Below are 18,960 nucleotides of genomic sequence, written 5' to 3'. Positions count from 1 at the left end.
GAACGGTCGATGAGCACACTGAAGATCACCGCCCAAGACGCCGCGACCGGCCCCGTCCTGCGGGTCTTCGGCGAGTTGGACTACCACAGCGCCAGCCAACTACGGGAACGCGTCACCGCGGCCGCGCTGCGCCCGGGTCAGCGGCTGACCCTGGACCTGGGCGGCCTGGAGTTCTGCGACTCCAGCGGTATCAACGCGCTGATCGCGGCCTACCAGCACGCCAGCGCGATGCGGGCGACCATCGCCCTCGCGTCCGTGCCCGCTCCCACCCTGCGCATCCTGCGTCTCACCGGGCTGGACAGGGTCATCCCCCTCGACCCCGGCGGCGACGCCACCGCCCTCGGCTAAGCGCCGGGCGCCGGGCTCACGGGCGGACCAGCGGGAGGAAGATCGTGTCGACGATCTCCTCGATCACCTCGGGTGCGACGGGCCGTAGCGTCATCATCGTCTCGCCGCGCAACAGGTCGAACGGGAGCGAGGCGATCCGTGGCGTCAGCCTGGCCGGGTCGATCTCGCCGCGCTCGATGGCGCGCCGCATGATCTCGTCACGCCCGGAGCGGCGTCCGGCGACGATCGTCTCGCGCAGCTCGGCGAAGCTGGTCTCGGTCTCGGCGAAGTAGCCGGCGAGCAGCAGGCTGAGTTGGACCAGGAACGCCCCGCGTTTCTCGCTCGCCTCGGTCAGGGTGGCGATCAGGTCGCCGCGCAGCGATCCCGTGTCGGCCGGCGGGGACAGTTGGATGACGTTGCGGCGTACGACGGCCGCCTCCACCAGCTTCTGCTTGTCCGCCCAGCGCCGGTAGAGCACCGGCTTGCTGGTGCCGGCGCGCCGGGCGACGGAGTCGACGGTCAGGTTCGCGTACCCCCGCTCGCTCAACTCCTCCCAGGCCGCGTCGAGGATCGCCGCCTCCAGCGCTTCGCCCCGCCGCCGTCCCACAGCACTCCTTAGAACCTTTGACGTTTCTTATCGGCGTACCTTACTCTGCCGAATAAGAAACTCGAACGTATCGTAATGCTCGTGGGAACCCTCGCAAGGAGCCCCTCATGCGGCAGAGCAGGACCGGAAGCGCGGACGCCGGGACGCACACGCGATGGAACGGGCGACTCGTCGGCCTGGTGGCCGTCCTGGCCCTGGTGAACTTCGTGGTCGACTCGGCCATCGCCGCGCCGCTGCTCGTCCTGCCGGAGATGCTCGACCACTTCGACACCGACCAGGCGGCGTGGCTGAACGCCACCGCGATGCTGGCGGGAGTGATGTGGGCGCCCCTGCTCGGAAAGAGCGCCGACATCCACGGAAAGCGCCGGGTGCTCGTGCTGACCCTGCTGCTGAGCTGCGCCGGCGCGCTCTTGTGCGCCCTCGCCCCCAGCATCTGGCTGTTCGTGCCGGGGCGCATGCTGCAAGGTGCGTCGCTGGCGGCCGTGTTCCTCGCCGTCGCCATCGTGCGCGGCGTCTGCGCACCCCGCGTCGCGATGCTGATCGTGGGCATCGTGACCTCCGGTTCCGCGGTGCTCAACATCGCGTCCCGGTTCCTCATCGAGGACATGGCCAGGGAGTTCGGATTCCAGGTCCTGTTCCTCGTATCGGCCTTCGTCGCCGTCGCCATGGCCCTTTGCGTGCACCGCTTCGTACCCGAATCCCCCCTCAAGACGCCGGGCACCATCGATGTCGGCGGCGCCCTGCTCCTCGGCGGAGGGCTGGCCGGCGTGCTCGGCTATGTCAGCCTCGGCTCGGACCTCGGTTGGCTCGCCGCCGGGCCGCTGACGCTGCTCCTCGGTGGCGGCGCGGCGCTGGCCCGGTGGTTCCTCTTCTCCAGCCGGAAGCCGCACCCCCTGATCGACGTACGGGATCTCGGCTGGCCACTGGTGCTGACGCTCCTCGTCGTCTTCCTCGGCGCCGGTTCGTACCAGAGCACCCTGCAACTCATCCCGCTGATCAGCGACGTATCGGCCGATGAGGGTCTCGGATACGGACTGGCCGGCCAGGGAACGGTGGCGCTGCTGCTCTCGGCGCCGGGGGTGGGCGTCACGCTCGGCGGCCCGGTGGCCGGCTGGCTCACCGCACGCGTCGGGCCGGCGAAGACCCTGGCCGGGTCGGTCGCGCTCGGAACGGCGGCCACCATCGGGATGTTCCTCGGGATCTCCCACCTTTCCGCCGCGCTCTGCTTCACCTTCCTGCTGGGCGTCACGGTGGGCGGCCTCGGAACGTCCGGCTTCAACATGGCGGGCAGCCTGGCACCACCCGAACGACAGGGAATCGTCTCCAGCCTGGTGATGGTCATGGTCTCGATCGGCTCGGTGGTGCTGAACTTCGTGGGCGCGGCCGTCCTCAAGTCGACCGCGGTGGACGTCGACGGCGAATCCGTGAACTCGTCCACGGGCGTTGTCAGTTACCTGACGATCGCCTGCGGGGCGTTCACCGTCGCCGCGGTGCTCGTTCTCCTCCTCGTACGCGCCACCCGCCCGGGCCCCGCTTCCCCGTCACCCGACCGGAACCGCGTGCGCGACCACGATCACGACCACGGACGGGACGCGGTCGCCGGAAATCCGTGAGCGGGTCGAAAAGAATCCGCCGGCAGAGTCCGACAGTTTCGTCGCGGGCCAGGTGCTACCGAATTGGCCGCGCATCTCTCATCACACGTCGAGGAGTTGACGCATGGGCACACGAACGCCGTCGAAGGGCACGGTCCTGGTTTCCGGCGCGAGCATCGCGGGAGCCGCCGTGGCGTACTGGCTGCACCGGTACGGATACACGGTGACCGTGGTGGAGAAGTCCGCCGGAGTACGGAGCGGCGGATATCCGATCGACGTACGGGGCACCGCCGTGGAAGTGGTGCGCCGGATGGGAATCCTGCCGCGACTGCGGGAAGCGCATATCGCGTCACGGCGGTTGACCTTCCTCCACGCCGACGGCAGCACGGTGGCGTCCGTGCGTCCCCAGGCCATAGCCGGCGGCGACGAGGGACACGATGTCGAGGTACCGCGCGGGGAACTGGTCGAGGCCCTGTACGGAACCGTCCGGGACGAGGTGGAATTCCTGTTCAACGATTCCGTCGACACGCTCACCGACCACGAGAACGGCGTCGACGTCATCTTCCGCAGCGGCCTCCGGCGCGGATTCGACCTGGTCCTGGGCGCGGACGGGTCGCACTCGCGCACCCGCGAACTCGTCTGCGGCCCGGAGCGGCGGTTCCACCACTACCTGGGATACTGCTTCACCATTTTCACGATGCCCAACACCCTGGGGCTCTCCCACGAAGCGCTGATCTGGAATGCCCCCGGTCGAGCCGCCGCGCTCTACGCGGTCCGGGACAGCGGAGAACTCCACGCGTTCCTCACCTTCGCCCACCCGCGACCACCGTACGAGACCCTTCGCGACCCCGTGGCACAACGCGAACTCGTCGCCGCCACCTTCGCCGACGACGGATGGGAGATACCGGGAATGGTGGCCGCGATGCACCGCGCGCCCGACCCGTTCTTCGACACCGTGAGCCAGATCCGCATGCCGCGCTGGTCCAGGGGTCGCACGGCCTTCCTCGGCGACGCCGCGTACGCCCCGTCGTTCCTCACCGGCCAGGGCTCCAGCCTCGCCCTCGTCGGCGCCTATCTGCTCGCCACCTCGCTGGCCACCCACCCCGGCGACCACACCGCCGCCTTCGCCGCCTACGAACGCGACGCCCGCGCGTTCGTCGAACTGAACCAGGCACAGGTCGGCACGGGAGACGCGGCACTCTTCCCCACCACCGCCGAAGCCCTGGAAAAGCGCAACCGGAGAATCCGCGATCTCACCACCGCGCCCCCGAGAACCGGCCGCCCGGCCCACACCGCCCTCACCCTGCCCGACCCCGTCGATGCCGGCGAGCCGGCTTCGACGACTCATCCAGCCGCTTCCCACTGACTGACCTGGCCGGGGCCTGCCCGGCAATGCGCACCGGACAGGCCCTGGGCCCGAAAGGGAAAGCGGGGAACGCGCCCTGGCCGTCCCGGGCTTCACCACCCGGGCTCAGCGCTTAGCGCTTGAGCGTGAAGGTGAAGCCGTCGGAGAGCTTGCCGGTCAGCCGTACGCCCGAAACGAGTTTCCCCGCCACGATCAGCCGCTCGACCTCGGCCCGCGAAAGCGCGCAGCCTTCGGCGATCAACCGCACCGGCCGGACGGGAATCCGCGCCGCGAAACGCACCTCGACATCGATCACCTCGCGGTCCAGGTCATCCAATTCCCCCGTATCGAGGCGCCAGGCATCATCCCAGTCCAGGGCGATCCGATCGCGGCGCCGTACCACCGGGTCCCGCAGCAGCTCGGCCGCGAGTTCCGGATCGTTGTCGTGCAACCGGGCCAACAACGAGGGTCGTACAGAACGCACGTTCACCCGTTCCAGAACCGGGAACTTCGCGGTCGCCCCACATCCCGTACAGAACGCGAGGAGCCAGGCGTCGAGGAGTTTGTGGTGGGCGTTGACGCGGAATTTTCCGTTCGCCCGCGAACGCTCGGACGCGCACACGTGGCAGCGTCGGACGATGAGCGGCAGGCAGGTGGGCATGACCACCCAACTGGTGAGCACAGAAGTACACCGATCTCAGTGAGAAGTCCGCGGCAAAAGGAGCGCGGCACGCACGGGGCGCGACGCGCGACGATTCAGCGCTCGGGAGGTCTCACAGGGTGTACAACGGCATGTCCTTGTCTGGGCGACGTGTTTCCGCCGAAACGGTAGGGGCCCGGGCCGACGCCGTTCCACTGGTTTTCCGGTGGCGGCGACGCGCGTTCCGGGACCCGTGGCCGCTTGACCCTCACGCGGCGTGATGCCGCATTCTCGGGGGCGTGGAAGAGCACCTGACCGTGGGGCGCGTGGCCGAGTTGGCCGGAGTGAGTGTCCGCACGCTGCATCACTATGACGAGATCGGCCTCGCCCGGCCGTCCGCGCGGACCTCGGCCGGCTACCGGGCCTACTCGGCGGGCGACGTGGAACGACTGCGGGAGGTGCTCGCCTTCCGGCGGCTGGGTTTCGGACTGCGCGAGATAGCGGACCTGGTGGACGACCCGGACACCGACGCGGTCGCGCGCCTGCACCGGCTGCGCGGCCTGCTGTTGGACCAGCGCGACCGCGCGGCCGCCATGGTGACCGCCATCGACAAGGAACTGGAGGCACGGGCCATGGGAGTCAGGACGACGTCAGAGGAGCGACTGCACCCGCTCGGGGCGCGGTTGTACGAGTCCATCGGGGCCGCCTATCCGGCGACGCGGCGCACCGAGCCGCGCATCGCCGCGCAGGTCTGGCAGGCGCTCGGGGACGCGCGGACGGTGCTGAACGTGGGCGCCGGCACCGGCTCCTACGAGCCGCCGGACCGCGACGTGACCGCGGTGGAACCCTCGGCCGTCATGCGGGCCCAGCGCCCCGAGGGTTCGGCACCGTGCGTGGCCGCCGCCGCGGAGCGGCTGCCGTTCCCCGACCAGTCCTTCGACGCGGCGATGGCGTTCAGCACCATCCACCACTGGCGGGACCCGGTCGCCGGGCTGCGCGAGATGCGGCGCGTGGCCCGACGCGTCGTGGTCTTCACGCACGACGCCACCGACGCCGGCTGGCGCGACCGCTTCTGGCTCAGCCGCGACTACCTGCCCGAGGTCGGCCACCTCGTCGCCGGCCGCCCCCCGGTGGACCAACTGGCCCGCGCGTTCGGGGCCCGCCTGGAGCCGGTCCTCATCCCGTGGGACTGCGCCGACGGCTTCTTCGAGGCGTACTGGCGCCGCCCCGAGGCGTACCTGGAGGAGCCCGTACGCCGCGCGACATCCGTGTGGACCCGCGTCGGCCCGGAGGCCGAGCGGCGAGCGGTGGCCGCGCTCCGCGATGACCTGTCCTCGGGCCGCTGGGCCGAGCGCAACCGCGACCTGCTCGACCTGGACGCGGCGGAGCTGGGCCTGCGGCTGCTCGTCGCCTGAGCCGGGGCGCGCGGGGCCGCTACCTGGCGGCCACGATCGCCTCGGCCAGCGCGTCCGGCTGGGACAGGAAGGGCGAGTGGGAGCAGTCGAGTTCGGTGACCTCGGTGGGTGTGGCCGAGACGGTGTCGATCTCCTTGACGAAGCGGTACTGCAAGGTCGCGGGGATCACGTTGTCCCGGCCGCACACGACGTACGCGTGCGGCACGCTGCCGTAGCGCTCCTGGGTGACGGTCAGCGGCTCCAGCGGAATCCCCGCCGGCCCGTCCGTGCTCAGCAGCGCGATGGTGGCGTCGGCCGTGCGGTCGTCGACGTCGTTGTAGAACGTCTCCTTGATCTGGTCGCGCCGCTCCGGGTCGCCGAAGTCGATGCGGGCCGCGCCCACCACCATCGGGTCGGCCGCCAGATGCCGGCTCACCATCTCGCCGGTGTTCTCCGGACAGGTGTTGTAGTAGCCCGCCGGCGCCCCGCTCACCGGGGCGAACGCGGAGACGTAGACCAGGCCGGCCACGAGTTCGGGGACCAGTTCCGCCACCGCGGTGGCGACCACGCCGCCCATGCTGTGGGCCACCACGAGGACGGGCTGGCCGCCGCCGACGGTCCGTATCTGCTCGGCGAGTACGGCCGCCGCGGACGAGGCGGTGACCGCCGCCACCGGGGACGGCTCGGTGGCGAACGACGCCGCGTCGAACGGCCGCGCCCAACGGGCGCGCGGCGCGGGGCCGCGCAGCCCGTGCCCCTCCAGATCCACCGCGACCGACGGCACGCCCCGCGCGGCCAACCGCTCGACCACCGGGCTCCAGCACCAACTGCCGTGCCAGAAACCGTGTACCAGGACCACGGGCAGGGGGTTGTTCATGGTCTCCTCTTACGTTCGGATGGGGGTGGGCACCGACCGGCAGCGTAGACGGCGTTGATGTTGGTGCGGCAGGTGGCCGTCCTCGCGACGCCGGACGAGGCCCGGCAACTGGCTGTTCGGCGCGAGTCGTTGGATCGCCGGGCACGGCGAACGCGCTACGGGCTCACGCGTCGCCCTCGACCCGGGCGTGCAGATGCATGTCGTGCCAGCCGTCCGCGTGCCGCAGGGCGCTGCGCCGGGTGCCTTCGAGCGCGTAACCGGCCCTGAGCGCCACCTCGCAGGACGGCTCGTTTCGATCCGAGTGGGCGAGTTCCAGCCGGTGGAACCCCGCCTCGTCCAGGGCCCACCGGGTCAGCGTGGTGAGCGCGCGCGGGGCCACGCCCTGGCCACGGGCGTGCGGCAACACCCAGTACGCGGCCTCGGCGAGCCCCTGGGTGAGGTCCATCCAGCGCAGGGCCACCCGGCCGAGCACCTCGCCGCCGCCCGCGTCGGCGACCGCCCACTGGGCCGCGCGCTCCTGGCGCCACTGGCGCTCCCCCGCCGCGATCCACTGGAGGACCTCGTCGCGCGAGCCCATGCGGCGCAGCGACCACTTCTGGATACCCGCGTCCTGGTACGCCCCGTACACGACCTCGGCGTCCGCCACCGTCCACGGCCGCAACAGCAGCGCGCCGTCGGGCGATTCGAGCGTGGGCTGTGCGGAGTGGGACAGCCTCCCCGTGGGGACGACCGGCGCTGGCGACAGGCTCATGGTCAACATCATCGCCTGGCACGGAGAAGGGTTCCACACCCCGCCCGGGCGTGCGTGGGCCGGCGGCGGCCGGCGAGGGGGCGGTGAGTGGCCGCCGGGTCAGACGGCGGGCCGGGCCTTCTTGCCGAGGAGCGGGCAGGCGGTCCCCGCCGCCGAAGGGGAGGTCGTGGGTGCCCCGGCCGGGTCGGCCGGGCGGGGCCTCTCGCGGGTCGTTCCGCCGATCAGAGCCGGATCACCGCCGCCGGAACAGGTAGGCCCCGCACAACCCCCCGATCACCGCCACCGCGGCCAGCGCCAGCCAGAGCGGCATGGTGACCTCGGGGATCAGCAGGCGGATCTTGACCTGGCGGGTGTTCTCGAAGATGAAGATCAGGCCGAGGACGCCCAGCACGAGGAGGGCGATCCTGCCGGGCGTGAGGAACTCGTGTGTGCGCCCGCCTCCGCCGGTGTCCGGCCTTGTCTTGGGACTCATGACGCGCCCTTCCCTCGAACGTCGGACCGCCCCGCACGCCCGGTCGCCTCCCGTCGTGTCCGGCCACGCCGGGCACGTCCGGTCACGCCTGGAGTGCGGCTTACCTCCCAGGATGCGGCGCGGGCGGCGGCGCGCACCGCGTGGCGGCGGGGCGTAGGCCAGACGGGTGAGGTGGGCCGGGAAAGGCCCAGGGGCGCGCCCGCTCGCGCGCCCCTGGGGGTTTGGCCACTCGGCGTGCTCAGGCGCTGCCGGCCGGCCACTCCCGTATCGCCGCCGCGACCACCGCCAGCGCCTCCGGCTGGGTGAGCTGGGGGTGCAGGCAGTCGATGTCGTGGTTGACCAGGCGGCCGGTGACGTAGGGCAGCCACGCGTCGCGGGTCAGCCAGTCCTCGGGGCGGGGGGCGGCGGCCGTGAAGAACAGGACGTCGCCGTCGAAGGCGCGGTGCTCGTGCTTGCGCATCAGCGTCGCGTTGTTCACCACGATGTCCACGACCGCCGAGAGCGTGTACTCCGGCAGGCTGGCCAGCGCGCTGCCCTCGCGGCGCAGCGTGTCGAGCACCTGCTCACGGGTGAGCGCGCGGCCCTCCTGGATGTCGAAGCCCGCCATCCGCAGCAGCGCGCGCGGGGCGTCCGCCTGGGCCGGGATGGCCAGGTCGCGCCACTGGTCGGAGGGGTAGGCGTCCATGAGGGCCAGCAGTTCGACGCGCTCCCCCGCCTCCTGGAGGCGGACCGCCACGGTGTGCGCGACGACCCCGCCGACCGACCAGCCGAGCAGCCGGTAGGGGCCGTGTGGCTGGACGGTGCGGATGTGGTCGAGGTAGTCGGCGGCCATCTCCTCCATCGTCGCGGGCAGCGGCTCGGGCGCGGTCAGGCCGCGGGCCTGGAGCCCGTACACCGGCTGGTCGGGGCCGAGCGGGGCCAGCAGGCCCGCGTAGCACCAACTGATGCCGCCCGCCGGGTGGAAGACGAACAGCGGGGGCCTGGCACCACCGGGGCGCAGCGGGAGCAGGACGCCCAGCGCGTCGTCCGCGGCGCCGGCGCCCGACTCGCCCTCGGCGGCGGCCCGCAGCCGCTCGGCGAGCGCGGCGGGTGTGGGGGCCTGGAAGAGGGTGCCCAGGGCGAGTTCGACGCCCAGCGTCTCGCGGATGGCGGCGACCAGTCGCATGGCCAGCAGCGAGTTGCCGCCGAGGTCGAAGAAGCTCTCCTCGACGCCGGCCTGGTCCACGCCGAGCGCCCGCGCGAACAGCCGGGTCAGGGTCTCCTCGCGGTGGCTGCGCGGGGCGCGGCCGGGTCCCGTGGTGGCGGTCGGGGGCGCGGGCAGCGCCTTGCGGTCGAGCTTGCCGTTGGGGCTCAGCGGAAGCGCGTCCAGAACGACGATGGCGCTCGGCACCATGTAGTCGGGCAGCCGCGCCGCGAGGCGCTCCCGGAGCAGGGCGGGGTCCGGGCCGCCGCCCACATCCGGCGCCCCCTCGGGGAGAGCGGCGCCTGTGCGCTGGTCTCGGGCGGCAGTGTCGGGCCCCGCATGACCGGCCCGCTCGGGCGCCGTCGGCGCGGCAGCCACGTGCGTGCTCTCATCGCTCCCCATCGCTGGACGGTCGGCCCCGGCGGCGGCATCCGCCGGAGCCGACCGCCCGGTCCGCGTGGCGGGCTGGTGGCCCGTCACGTAGCCGACGAGGCGCTGGTCGCCCGGCCGGTCCTCGCGGACCAGCACGCAGGCGGCGGCGACCTCGTCCGACGCGGCCAACGCCGCTTCGATTTCGCCGAGTTCGATGCGCAGGCCGCGCAGCTTGACCTGGTGGTCGGTGCGGCCCAGGTACTCCACGGCCCCGTCGGCCCGCCAGCGGGCCAGGTCGCCGGTGCGGTACATGCGGGCGCCGGGCTCGTCGGCGAACGGGTCGGCCACGAAGCGGGCGGCGGTCAGGTCGGGCCGACCGAGGTAGCCGGTGGCGAGTTGGGTGCCGGCGAGGTACAGCTCGCCGGCGACGCCGGGCGGGCAGGGTTGCAGCGCGGCGTCCAGGACGTACAGCCGGGTGTTCCACACCGGCTTGCCGATCGGCACCGGGCCGCTCTCGCCGGGCGCGCACGGGTGGTACGTGACGTCGACGGCGGCCTCGGTCGGGCCGTACAGGTTGTGCAGCGGCACGCCGGGCAGCAGGCGGTGGAAGTCGGTGACGGTCTCCCGGGGCAGCGCCTCGCCGCTGCAGAAGACGCGCCGCAGGCCCGTGCAGTGCGCGGCGCCCGGCTCGGTGAGGAAGACGCCGAGCATGGACGGCACGAAGTGGACGGTGGTGACGCGCTGGTCGCGGATGGTGCGCGCGAGGTAGGCCGGGTCCTGGTGCCCGCCGGGCTCGGCGACCACCAGCGTGGCGCCCTCGCGCAGCGCCCAGAAGAACTCCCACACCGAGACGTCGAAGCCGGACGGGGTCTTCTGCAACACGCGGTCGTCGGCGCGCAGCGGGTAGGTGTCCTGCATCCAGCGCAGCCGGTTGTCGATCGCCCGGTGCGGGATGACCACGCCCTTGGGACGGCCGGTGGAGCCCGAGGTGTAGATGACGTACGCGGGGTGGTGCGGGGTCAGCGCGCGGCCCGGGTCGGTGCCGGGGAAGCGGGCCAGGTCGGCCCGGACCTCCGGGTCGTCGAGGACGAGCGCCGGCACGGCGGTCTCCGGCAGCGCGCCGTGGGTGGCCCGGTCGGTGAGCACGCACGCCGGGGAGGCGTCGCCCAGCATGTACGCCAGGCGCTCGGCCGGGTAGTCGGGGTCGAGCGGCAGGTAGGCGCCGCCCGCCTTGAGGACCGCGAGCAGCGCCACCACCAGGTCCACCGAGCGGGGCAGGGCGACGGCGGCGAGCACGCCGGGGCGTACCCCGAGTTCCGTCAGGCGCCGGGCGACCCGGTTGGCCCGCGTGTTGAGCTGCGCGTACGTCAGCGTCTGGTCGCCGAAGACGAGGGCGGGGGCGTCCGGGACGCGGGCCGCGCGGTACTCGATGGGGCCGATCAGCGTGGTGGGCGGCAGGGTGCGGGCGGTGTCGTTGAAGTCCGTGATGACCAGGGCGCGTTCGGCCGGGGTGAGCACGGACAGCTCGCCCAGCGGCGCGTGCGGGTCGGCGGCGGGGTCGGCGATACGGGCCAGCAGGTCCAGGAAGCGGCGCTGGTGGCCGGCGAGGTCGTCCTCGGCGTACAGCCGGGGGTTGCCGTCGTAGTCGATGCGCAGGCCGGCGCCGTCGGCGCGGTCGTAGATGTTGACGGTGAGGTCGTCCACCGGTCCGGTGGACAGGTTGTGCGCGTCCGAGCGGGCGCCGGCGAAGGTCAGCCCGTAGTCGAAGGGCATCACGTTGACCAGCGGGCCGACCAGGGCCCGGCCGTCGCCGAGCAGCCCGAGGTCGCGGCGGATGTCCTCGTACCGGTAGCGCTGGTGGCGGCGGACGGCGCGGATGCCGAGGACGACCTGGCGCACCAGGTGGGCCAGGGTGTCCTCGGGGCGCACCCGCAGTCGCAGCGGCAGCACGTTCATCACCATGCCGGGGATGCGCAGCGCGGCCGAGCCCATGCGGCCCATCATCGGCACGCCGAGCACGACGTCCTCGCTGTGCGTGGCCCGCGACAGGTACAGCGCCTGGGCGGCGAAGAGCAGGTCGGGCCAGGTGGCGCGGAGTTCGGCGGCCAGGGTGCGCAGCCGCTCGGTCTCCTGGTGGCCCAGGTGCGCGGTGCGGCGCAGGAAGGTGTGGTCGGGCAGCGCGGTGCGGCCGGCCAGGCTCGGCGCGTCGGGCAGGTCCAGGGCGCGCGGGGCGCCGGGCTCGCCCCCGGTGGCCGGGGTGTCGGTGTCGGCGGGGGGCGCGGCGCCGAAGGTGGCCGCCCAGTGGGCGCGGTCCTTGGCGAAGCCGTCGCCGGCGCGGTACGCCTGGTCGTCGGCGACCAGGTCGGTCAGCCGGCCGAACGGGCTGGGCGTGGGCTCGGCGCCGGTGGCCAGGGCCGTGTAGACCTCGGCGACGCGGCGGGCCAGGAGCGAGTAGCCGTAGCCGTCCATGACGAGGTGGTGCACGCGCTGGTACCACAGCCAGCGCTGGTCGCCGACCCGGAACAGGGCATGCTGGAACAGCGGGCCGCTGGCCAGGTCGAAGGGCTTGGCCAGGTCGGCGCGCATCCAGGCCAGGGCCGCCGCGTCCGGGCCCTGGTCGGTGTCGGCCGCGTCGCGCAGGTCGGCCTGGTGCAGCGGGAAGGCGCGGCGGGCCGTGCTGTCCGGGTTCGCGCCCCGGGTCGCGGCCGGCCGGCCGGGTGGCTCGATCTCGATGGGCACCTGGCGGGGGCCGGCCGCGTCCCCTTCGGCATCTCCGTCGCCGTCGCCCGCGACGACGCGCACCCGCAGGGCGTCGGCCTCGCCGGTGGTGCGGTGCAGGGCCTCGGCGAAGACGGCCGGGTCGATGGGGCCGTGAATCTCGATGTACTCGGCGGTGTTCTGGGCCGGGCTGTCCGGGTCGAGGGCCTGCGCGAACCACATGCCCGACTGGGCCGAGGTCAGCGGCAGTCCGGGCGCGGACCGCGCGGCGCCGGTGGCCGCTCCGCGCCGTGGGACGGCGGGATCGAGCAGGGTGGTCATGTCCGCGCCCCCAGGAGGGGGGCCCACCGCTCGATGGCGGGCTCCTCGGCGAGGTCCACAAACGTCACCTCGACGCCGTGGTCCCGGCGCCAGCGCTCGACCAGGGCCATGACGCGGACCGAGTCGAGGCCGTAGTCGACCAGGTTCTCGTCGTCGGGGATGTCGGCGGGGTCCTCGCCGAGCACGTCGGCGACGTCGGCGCGGATCTGCTCCACGGTCAGGGCCATCGCGGTTACTTCCCCTCGAAAACGGTGTCGGTGGTGGTGACGACGGCGCACTTGGCGGCGGCGTAGCGCAGGGCCATGGCGTGGTCGGCGGCCGAGAAGTCCGCGACGGCGTCGGCGACCAGGAAGGACTGGATGTCGCGCATCCAGGCGTCGGCGGCGCTCAGCAGCACGCCGATGTGGGCGTACACGCCGACGATGACCAACTGGTCGCGGCCCTGGGCGGCCATCCGCTCGGCCAGGTCGGAACGGACGAAGGCGCTGTACTTCCACTTGGTGAGCACGGTGTCGCCGGGCTCCGGCGCCACCGGGGCGGCGATCGCCTTGGCGTGCTCGTCGTCGGGCAGCCCCGGCCCCCAGAAGTCCTGCTGGAGCCCGCGCTCGGCGGGGCTCTGGCCGCCGGGCTGGGCGGAGTACACGACGGGCACGCCGAGCCGGGCGCAGTCCTTCTTGACCCGGGCGACGTTGGCGAGCAGTTCGGTCACCGGCGACGCGTCCTGGTCGAACGCGGACAGGAAGTAGTTCTGCAGGTCGTGTACGAGCAGTACCGCGCGGCTCGGGTCGACCGTCCAGGCCACCTTGTTGGCGGGCAGGTCGGCCGCGGTGGGCATGGGGTAGGGCGCGATGGCGGGCAGGGCCATGACGGGGCCTTTCAGGCTTCGGGTCGAGCGGGTGGAGCGGTGCGCGCCCCCGCCAGTGCGGGGTGGCGGCCCCGCGGGGCGGCGGGGCGTCAGGGGGTCGGGGCCGTCGCGGGCGGCGCTGCCCGCGACGGGTCGGCCGGCGCGTCGGCCGGCGGCTCCGCCGCGCGGGCGGCGACCTGGGCCGCGATGGCCGCGCGCAGGTCCTTCTTGCTGACCTTGCCGACGCCGGTGCTCGGGAACGCGTCGATGAACTCGACCCGGTCGGGCACCTTGTACGCGGCCAGGCCGCGCTCGCGGACGAACTTCTTGATGGCGATGGGGCGTACGGGTTCTGCGCCGGCCCGGGGCACGACGTACGCGCAGGTGCGCTCGCCGAGGTAGGCGTCGGGCATGGAGACGACGGCGACGTCGTGCACGGACGGGTGGGCCAGGATGTGGTTCTCGATCTCCTCGGCGGCGACCTTCTCGCCGCCCCGGTTGATCTGGTCCTTGGCCCGGCCCTCCACCACCAGGTAGCCGTCCTCGGTCAGCCGCACCACGTCGCCGGTGCGGTAGAAGCCGTCGGCGGTGAAGGCGGTGGCGTTGTGCTCGGGGGCGCGCCAGTAGCCACGGATGGTGTACGGGCCGCGGGTGAGCAGGTGGCCGGTGGCGCCGACGGGCAGGTCGTTGTCCTCGTCGTCCACCACGCGCACCTCGTCGTCGGGCGAGATGGGTCGGCCCTGGGTGGTGACGATGGTCTCCTCGTCGTCGTCCAGGCGCGTGTAGTTGACCAGCCCCTCGGCCATGCCGAACACCTGCTGCAGCGTGCAGTTCAGGGCGGGCCGCACGCGGCGGGCGGCCTCCTCGCTGAACTTGGCGCCGCCCACCAGGAGCACCTGGAGGCTGGAGAGGTCGTGCTCGCCGCGCCCGGCGGCCTCGATCCAGGCCAGGGCCAGGGGCGGCACGAGCCCGGTGAGGGTGACACGCTCGCGCTCGATGAGCGGGAAGGCGACGTCGGGGCTGGGCTGCGGGGCCAGCACGACGCGGGCCCCGGCGTACAGCGCGCCCAGCGTGCCCGGCGAGCTGAGCGGGAAGTTGTGGGCGGCGGGCAGCGCGCACAGGTAGACGCTGGTCTCGTCCACGGCGCAGATCTCGTTGGAGCCCCACAGCGAGTAGATGTAGTCGTCGTGGGTGCGCGGGATGAGCTTGGGCACGCCGGTGCTGCCGCCGGACAGTTGCAGGAAGGCCAGGTCATCGGGGGCGGGCGGGTCGGTGATCGGCACCGGGTCGGCCGGCACCTCGGACAGCGGGGTGTGCCCGCCCGCCTCGGCCGGCTCGGCGGCGACGAACACGTGCCGCAGCGTGGGCACCCGCTCGCGGACGGCCGTCGCCAGTTCACGGTAGTCGAACCCGCCGTGTACGGCCGGGATGACGTACGCGGCGGCCTCGGTGAACTCGCAGAAGTAGCGCACCTCGCTCTCGCGGTGCGCGGGCAGCGCGAAGACGGGCAGCGCGCCGATACGGAACAGCGCGAACATCACCTCGAAGAACTCGGCGACGTTCGGGAGTTGCAGCACCACCCGGTCGCCCTTGCCGATGCCACGGGCCAGGAACCCGGCGGCGAGCCGGTCGGCGCGGGCGTCGAGTTCGCCGTAGGTCAGGCGGCGGCCGTCCGGGGAGCCGGGCGCGGGCGCCGGGTCCACGACGGCGATCCGGTCCGGGTGGCGCTCCGCGCGCTCGCGCAGCATCTGCCCGAACGTTTCACCGCGCCACCAGCCGGCGGCCCGGTACCGCTCGGCGAACTCGCTCGGCCAGGTCGGCGTACTCACTGGTCAACCCCCACCGCGTGCAGGAACGTCTGGAACTTCGCGCCGGTTTCGGCGGTCTCGGCCTCCGGCGTGGAGGCGGCCACCACGCCGGCGCCCGCGTACAGGCGCAGCGTGCGCCGCTCCGCCTCGGCACACCGGATGGTGACGACCCACTCACCGTCACCGCTGGCATCTTCCCAGCCGACCATGCCGGTATACAGACCCCGGTCGAAGGGTTCGAGGTCGCCGATGACCTCGCGGGCCAGACTGGTCGGGGTGCCGCAGACGGCCGGCGTCGGGTGCAGCGCGCAGGCCAGCTCCAGGGCGCTGGCGGCGCGCCCGTCGCGCTCGGCCAACTCGCCGGTGACGGTGGTGGACAGGTGCCACATCGCGGCGGTGCGCACCAGGGTCGGCCGCTCGGGCACGTGCAGGCTCGCGCAGTACGGGGCGAGGGCGGCGCGCACCGCGTCCACGACGACGGCGTGCTCGTGCAGGTCCTTCTCGGACTCCAGGAGCGCGGCGGCGCGGCGGACGTCCTCGGCGAGGTCGGCGCTGCGCGGCGTGGAGCCGGCCAGCGGGTTGGCGACGAGCTGGCCGCCGCGCCGGCTGACGAGCAGTTCGGGGCTGGCGCCGAGCAGCGTGCGGCCCGCGCCGGCCGGCAGGGCGAAGGTGTAGCCGCGCGGGTCGCGCCGGGCCAGCCGCTGCACCATGGCGGGCAGGTCGAGGTCGTGCGGCGAGGTGAGTTCCAGGGTGCGGGCGAGGACGACCTTGCTGAACTCGCCGCGCCGCATGCGGGCCACGGCCGCGGCGACGGCCGCTCCGTACGCCTCGGGCTCCGGCACCGGGCGCACCGACCAGCCGGTGGCCTCGGGGGTGGCGGCGGGCAGGGCGATCAGCGGGTCGTGGGCGAGCGGTGGGGCCCACCGGACGGCGTCGGGGACGGCGAGGGCCGCGGGCGCCGTGTGGTCGAAGGGCACGGCGCCGACCACCAGCGGCGCCTGGTCGCCGGCGTCGGCCCGCTCGGCCAGCGTGGCGGCGACCCGCTCGGGCAGCGGGCGGGCGTCGTGCGGGACCTCGGCGCGTACGCCGTGGGTGAGCAGGGTCCTGGTGGGCGAGGCGAAGAACCGGGCGTCGCCCGCGGAGTAGGCGTCGAGCAGGGCGGTGGCCGAGCCGACGGCGTCGGCGTCCACCGTGCGCGCGGGCCGCTGGGCGGGCGCCGCGCCACGGCCACTGCCGCGCGCCGGCCGCACCCGGGTCGTACGGGCCGCCTCGGCGCTCGCGGCGTGCGGGGCGGCGTGCCCGGCGCGGGGCGGGGCGGGGTGCGGGGCGGGCCGCCCCGGCGTGGCATCCGACTCGGACGGGCCGGATATCGGGCGCTCGGCGACCTCGTGTGTCGTCGTCACCTGTTACTCCATTCGTTCGGTGCGGGGGGCACCGGTCGGGGTGTCGATGGGGCCGTTCACCTGGCGCGCGGGCTGGCGGGCGGGCCGTGTCGTTCGCGGCGCCCGGTGGCGCCTGGCGGCGTCGGCTCGCGGTGGCATACGGGCCGGGCCGGCCGCCGGGCGGGGCCGCGGCCGACGCGGGGTCAGGCGCGCAGCGTGGCGCCGCCGTCCACGTACAGGTCGTGCATGGTGATGTGGCGGGCGCGGTCGGAGACGAGGAAGGCGACGGCCTCGGCGATGTCGCCGGGCTCGGCGATGCGGCCGAGCGGGATGCCCACCCGGTAGGAGGCGGGGTCGCCGTCGATGACGCGCAACGGGGCCTGCGGGTCGGTCCACAACTGCCGCTGCATGGCGGTGTCGGTGGAGCCCGGTGAGACGACGTTGCAGCGCACGCCGCTGCGGGCCAGTTCGAGGCCGAGGCACTTGGTGAACATGGTGGCGGCGGCCTTGGACGCGGCGTACGCGGCCATGCTGGTGCGCGGCACCCCGGCCGCGTTGGAGCCGACGGTCACGACGCTGCCGCGACGGCGCTCGCTCATCCGGCGGGTGACGGCGCGACAGGTGTGGAAGACGCCGGTGGTGTTCACGGCGAAGGTCTGGCTCCAGTCCTCGTCGGTCAGCTCCGCGACCGGCCCGGGGCGCAGCACCCCGGCGACGTTGACGAGGATGTCGATGGGCCCCACCTGGTCCTCGACGACGGACACGACGGCGTCCACGGCGGCGCTGTCGGTGACGTCGGCGGGGTACGCGCTGACGCGCGGCGCCCCGTACTCCTTCTCCAGCGCGGTGACGCCGTCGGCGTCGCGGTCGAGGGCGGCGACCTTGGCCCCTCGGTCGGCGAGGACCCTGGCCACCGCCTCGCCTATGCCCTGTCCCGCGCCGGTGACCAGCGCGATCCGTCCGGAAAGTTCTGGCTGCTGCACGGTGTTGCCCCCTCGGCAATGGCCTTACTTAGGTAAGCCTAACCTAGCATGGGTTGCCCGCTTCGCCCCAGGTGGCGGGCCTGTTCGCGGCTCACGGGGCGGCCGGCGCCCCGGCCGCTTCCCGCCCCGGTCGGGGCTTCGCCCTCCGGGCGGGACGCCGCCGGCGAGCGGCCCCGCCCCGCCGGGCGGGACTACTTGCCCATCGCCTTCTCGATGTCATCCAACACCGACATGGCCGCGAGCGAACCGCCCAGGCTCGTCCACTTGGAGCCGTCGATCTGCGTCACGTGGCCGCTCTTGACGGCGCCGAGCTGCTGGTAGGCGGGCTTCTTGCGCAACTCGCCGAACAGGTCGGCGTCCTTGCCCTTGGAGGAGAGCGTGCCGATGAACAGCCAGTCGGCGTCGATCTGCTGGATGTCCTCGTCACTGAGCGGCGTCGAGTGCCCGGCGCCCTTCTTGTTCTGCAGCGCCGGCCGCTTGAACTCCAGGTCCTTGAGGACGTCGCTGATGAAGACGCCCTGCTGCATCACGGCGGTGCCCTTGGCGGAGTAGCGGGCCACACTCACCGACGAACCGGCCTTGTCGCCCAGCGACTTCCGCACCTCGGTGACGCGCTTGTCGTAGTCGGCGATGAAGGTCTTGGCCTCGTTCTGCTTGCCCAGCACCTCGCCGGTGAGGGTGAGCGCCGACTTCCAGTTCTTGTCCTTGCCCACCGTCATCACGGTCGGCGCGATGCCGCGCAACTGCTTGAGCACCTGGGCGTCGGCGATCTGGCCGGCCAGGATGACGTCCGGCTTGGCCGCCAGCACCTTCTCCAGGTCGGGGCCGGTGACCGCGCCGACGACCTCGATGTCCCCCGCCTTGTCCGCCAGGTACTCCGGCGCGCCCTTCTGCCCACGACCCGCCGTCAGGCCGACCGGCTGCACGCCGAGGGCGAGCGAGGAGTCGAGGTCCATCTCGCTGAGCACCACGACCCGCTCGACCTTCTCGGGCACCTTCACGTCGGCGCCGGTCACGTCCTTGACGGTGCGGGACTTGCCCTTGTCATCCCCCTTGTCCGAATCATCCGACCCACACGCGGAGAGCGTGAGGGCCGAGACGACGGTGAGGGCGGCCAGCGCGGTCAGCCGGGCGCGCGGGGAACGCGCCAGGGCCGGGCGGGAGGTGGACGAAGAAGCGGACGAGGGGGACGGGGACATGCGGTTCTCCGAAGTGTCAGCCGGCGGAAGGCAGTTGCCACCGCCGGTCCTGCCGTACGGGCCGCGCCACTGGTCGCGACGGGAAGCCCGCACCACCGGGGCATGGCATTCGACGGGTGGGTCTGGCGACCCACCCGGCACCCCG

The 18,960-nt window shown here is 73.3% G+C and carries 16 protein-coding genes; 4 read left to right on the top strand and 12 right to left on the bottom strand.

Features of this window, described 5'->3' with window-relative positions:
* Positions 1 to 9 precede the first annotated feature (9 nt).
* Positions 10 to 348 (top strand): STAS domain-containing protein, encoded by a 339-nt coding sequence (locus tag OYE22_RS28040; RefSeq protein WP_277322983.1) that lies wholly within the window; start codon positions 10 to 12, stop codon positions 346 to 348.
* Between the two features lie 16 nt (positions 349 to 364).
* On the opposite strand, the gene OYE22_RS28035 is transcribed toward OYE22_RS28040, so the two are convergent.
* The gene (locus OYE22_RS28035; RefSeq protein ID WP_277322982.1) at positions 365 to 934 is read right to left on the bottom strand and encodes a TetR/AcrR family transcriptional regulator; all 570 of its coding nucleotides are present in this window, start codon (positions 932 to 934) and stop codon (positions 365 to 367) included.
* A 107-nt stretch (positions 935 to 1,041) separates the two neighbouring features.
* Between OYE22_RS28035 and OYE22_RS28030 the strand changes: the two genes are divergently transcribed.
* Both OYE22_RS28030 and OYE22_RS28025 read left to right on the top strand, forming a co-directional pair.
* Positions 1,042 to 2,547 (top strand): MFS transporter, encoded by a 1,506-nt coding sequence (locus OYE22_RS28030; RefSeq protein WP_277322981.1) that lies wholly within the window; start codon positions 1,042 to 1,044, stop codon positions 2,545 to 2,547.
* A gap of 103 nt (positions 2,548 to 2,650) precedes the next feature.
* Complete coding sequence (locus OYE22_RS28025; RefSeq protein ID WP_277322979.1) at positions 2,651 to 3,892, top strand: FAD-dependent monooxygenase; 1,242 nt, start codon at positions 2,651 to 2,653, stop codon at positions 3,890 to 3,892.
* A gap of 112 nt (positions 3,893 to 4,004) precedes the next feature.
* Here OYE22_RS28025 and OYE22_RS28020 read toward each other — a convergent pair whose 3' ends face one another.
* Positions 4,005 to 4,553: a DUF1062 domain-containing protein gene (locus OYE22_RS28020; protein WP_277322978.1), complete on the bottom strand. Its 549-nt coding sequence runs from the start codon at positions 4,551 to 4,553 to the stop codon at positions 4,005 to 4,007.
* Between the two features lie 257 nt (positions 4,554 to 4,810).
* On the opposite strand from OYE22_RS28020, the gene OYE22_RS28015 reads away from it, so the two are divergent.
* Complete coding sequence (locus OYE22_RS28015; RefSeq protein WP_277322977.1) at positions 4,811 to 5,926, top strand: MerR family transcriptional regulator; 1,116 nt, start codon at positions 4,811 to 4,813, stop codon at positions 5,924 to 5,926.
* Positions 5,927 to 5,945: 19 nt separating this feature from the next.
* Here the strand turns inward: OYE22_RS28015 and OYE22_RS28010 are convergent, their stop codons facing one another.
* The 10 genes from OYE22_RS28010 to OYE22_RS27965 form a co-directional block, all read right to left on the bottom strand.
* A complete protein-coding gene (locus OYE22_RS28010) occupies positions 5,946 to 6,782 on the bottom strand; it encodes an alpha/beta hydrolase (RefSeq protein WP_277322975.1) in 837 nt (278 codons plus the stop codon).
* Between the two features lie 163 nt (positions 6,783 to 6,945).
* Positions 6,946 to 7,533 carry a GNAT family N-acetyltransferase gene (locus OYE22_RS28005; protein WP_277322974.1) on the bottom strand — a complete coding sequence of 196 codons (588 nt, stop codon included), beginning with the start codon at positions 7,531 to 7,533 and terminating at the stop codon, positions 6,946 to 6,948.
* A 232-nt stretch (positions 7,534 to 7,765) separates the two neighbouring features.
* Positions 7,766 to 8,005 carry a LapA family protein gene (locus OYE22_RS28000; RefSeq protein WP_277322973.1) on the bottom strand — a complete coding sequence of 80 codons (240 nt, stop codon included), beginning with the start codon at positions 8,003 to 8,005 and terminating at the stop codon, positions 7,766 to 7,768.
* A gap of 238 nt (positions 8,006 to 8,243) precedes the next feature.
* Positions 8,244 to 12,599 carry an amino acid adenylation domain-containing protein gene (locus tag OYE22_RS27995; RefSeq protein WP_277322972.1) on the bottom strand — a complete coding sequence of 1,452 codons (4,356 nt, stop codon included), beginning with the start codon at positions 12,597 to 12,599 and terminating at the stop codon, positions 8,244 to 8,246.
* On the bottom strand, positions 12,596 to 12,826 hold the full coding sequence (locus tag OYE22_RS27990; protein WP_176160880.1) for a phosphopantetheine-binding protein: 231 nt from the start codon (positions 12,824 to 12,826) through the stop codon (positions 12,596 to 12,598). Before OYE22_RS27990 ends, OYE22_RS27995 begins: the two co-directional genes overlap by 4 nt.
* Before the next feature lie 5 nt (positions 12,827 to 12,831).
* A complete protein-coding gene (locus OYE22_RS27985) occupies positions 12,832 to 13,464 on the bottom strand; it encodes an isochorismatase family protein (RefSeq protein WP_277322971.1) in 633 nt (210 codons plus the stop codon).
* An 89-nt stretch (positions 13,465 to 13,553) separates the two neighbouring features.
* Positions 13,554 to 15,272, bottom strand: a complete 1,719-nt coding sequence (locus OYE22_RS27980; RefSeq protein WP_277322970.1) for a (2,3-dihydroxybenzoyl)adenylate synthase — start codon at positions 15,270 to 15,272, stop codon at positions 13,554 to 13,556.
* Positions 15,269 to 16,441 carry an isochorismate synthase DhbC gene (gene dhbC, locus OYE22_RS27975; protein WP_277324362.1) on the bottom strand — a complete coding sequence of 391 codons (1,173 nt, stop codon included), beginning with the start codon at positions 16,439 to 16,441 and terminating at the stop codon, positions 15,269 to 15,271. Before dhbC ends, OYE22_RS27980 begins: the two co-directional genes overlap by 4 nt.
* Positions 16,442 to 16,836: 395 nt before the next feature.
* Entirely contained in the window at positions 16,837 to 17,616 is a 780-nt protein-coding gene (locus OYE22_RS27970) for a 2,3-dihydro-2,3-dihydroxybenzoate dehydrogenase (RefSeq protein ID WP_277322969.1), read from the bottom strand.
* 191 nt (positions 17,617 to 17,807) lie between these two features.
* Positions 17,808 to 18,815 carry an iron-siderophore ABC transporter substrate-binding protein gene (locus tag OYE22_RS27965; RefSeq protein ID WP_277322968.1) on the bottom strand — a complete coding sequence of 336 codons (1,008 nt, stop codon included), beginning with the start codon at positions 18,813 to 18,815 and terminating at the stop codon, positions 17,808 to 17,810.
* Between the last annotated feature and the right edge of the window lie 145 nt (positions 18,816 to 18,960).

The sequence above is a fragment of the Streptomyces sp. 71268 genome, assembly GCF_029392895.1.
GTDB lineage: Bacteria > Actinomycetota > Actinomycetes > Streptomycetales > Streptomycetaceae > Streptomyces.
Note: the sequence above shows the minus strand (reverse complement) of the source record. Positions and strands in the feature narration are given on the sequence as shown.

Coding starts and splice junctions, on each gene's coding strand:
- OYE22_RS28005 (WP_277322974.1), bottom strand. CDS start 7,533: ATGAGCCTGTCGCCAGCGCCGGTCGTCCCCACGGGGAGGCTGTCCCAC.
- OYE22_RS27985 (WP_277322971.1), bottom strand. CDS start 13,464: ATGGCCCTGCCCGCCATCGCGCCCTACCCCATGCCCACCGCGGCCGAC.
- OYE22_RS27995 (WP_277322972.1), bottom strand. CDS start 12,599: ATGACCACCCTGCTCGATCCCGCCGTCCCACGGCGCGGAGCGGCCACC.
- OYE22_RS28030 (WP_277322981.1), top strand. CDS start 1,042: ATGCGGCAGAGCAGGACCGGAAGCGCGGACGCCGGGACGCACACGCGA.
- OYE22_RS27990 (WP_176160880.1), bottom strand. CDS start 12,826: ATGGCCCTGACCGTGGAGCAGATCCGCGCCGACGTCGCCGACGTGCTC.
- OYE22_RS28040 (WP_277322983.1), top strand. CDS start 10: ATGAGCACACTGAAGATCACCGCCCAAGACGCCGCGACCGGCCCCGTC.
- OYE22_RS28010 (WP_277322975.1), bottom strand. CDS start 6,782: ATGAACAACCCCCTGCCCGTGGTCCTGGTACACGGTTTCTGGCACGGC.
- OYE22_RS27965 (WP_277322968.1), bottom strand. CDS start 18,815: ATGTCCCCGTCCCCCTCGTCCGCTTCTTCGTCCACCTCCCGCCCGGCC.
- OYE22_RS28025 (WP_277322979.1), top strand. CDS start 2,651: ATGGGCACACGAACGCCGTCGAAGGGCACGGTCCTGGTTTCCGGCGCG.
- OYE22_RS28000 (WP_277322973.1), bottom strand. CDS start 8,005: ATGAGTCCCAAGACAAGGCCGGACACCGGCGGAGGCGGGCGCACACAC.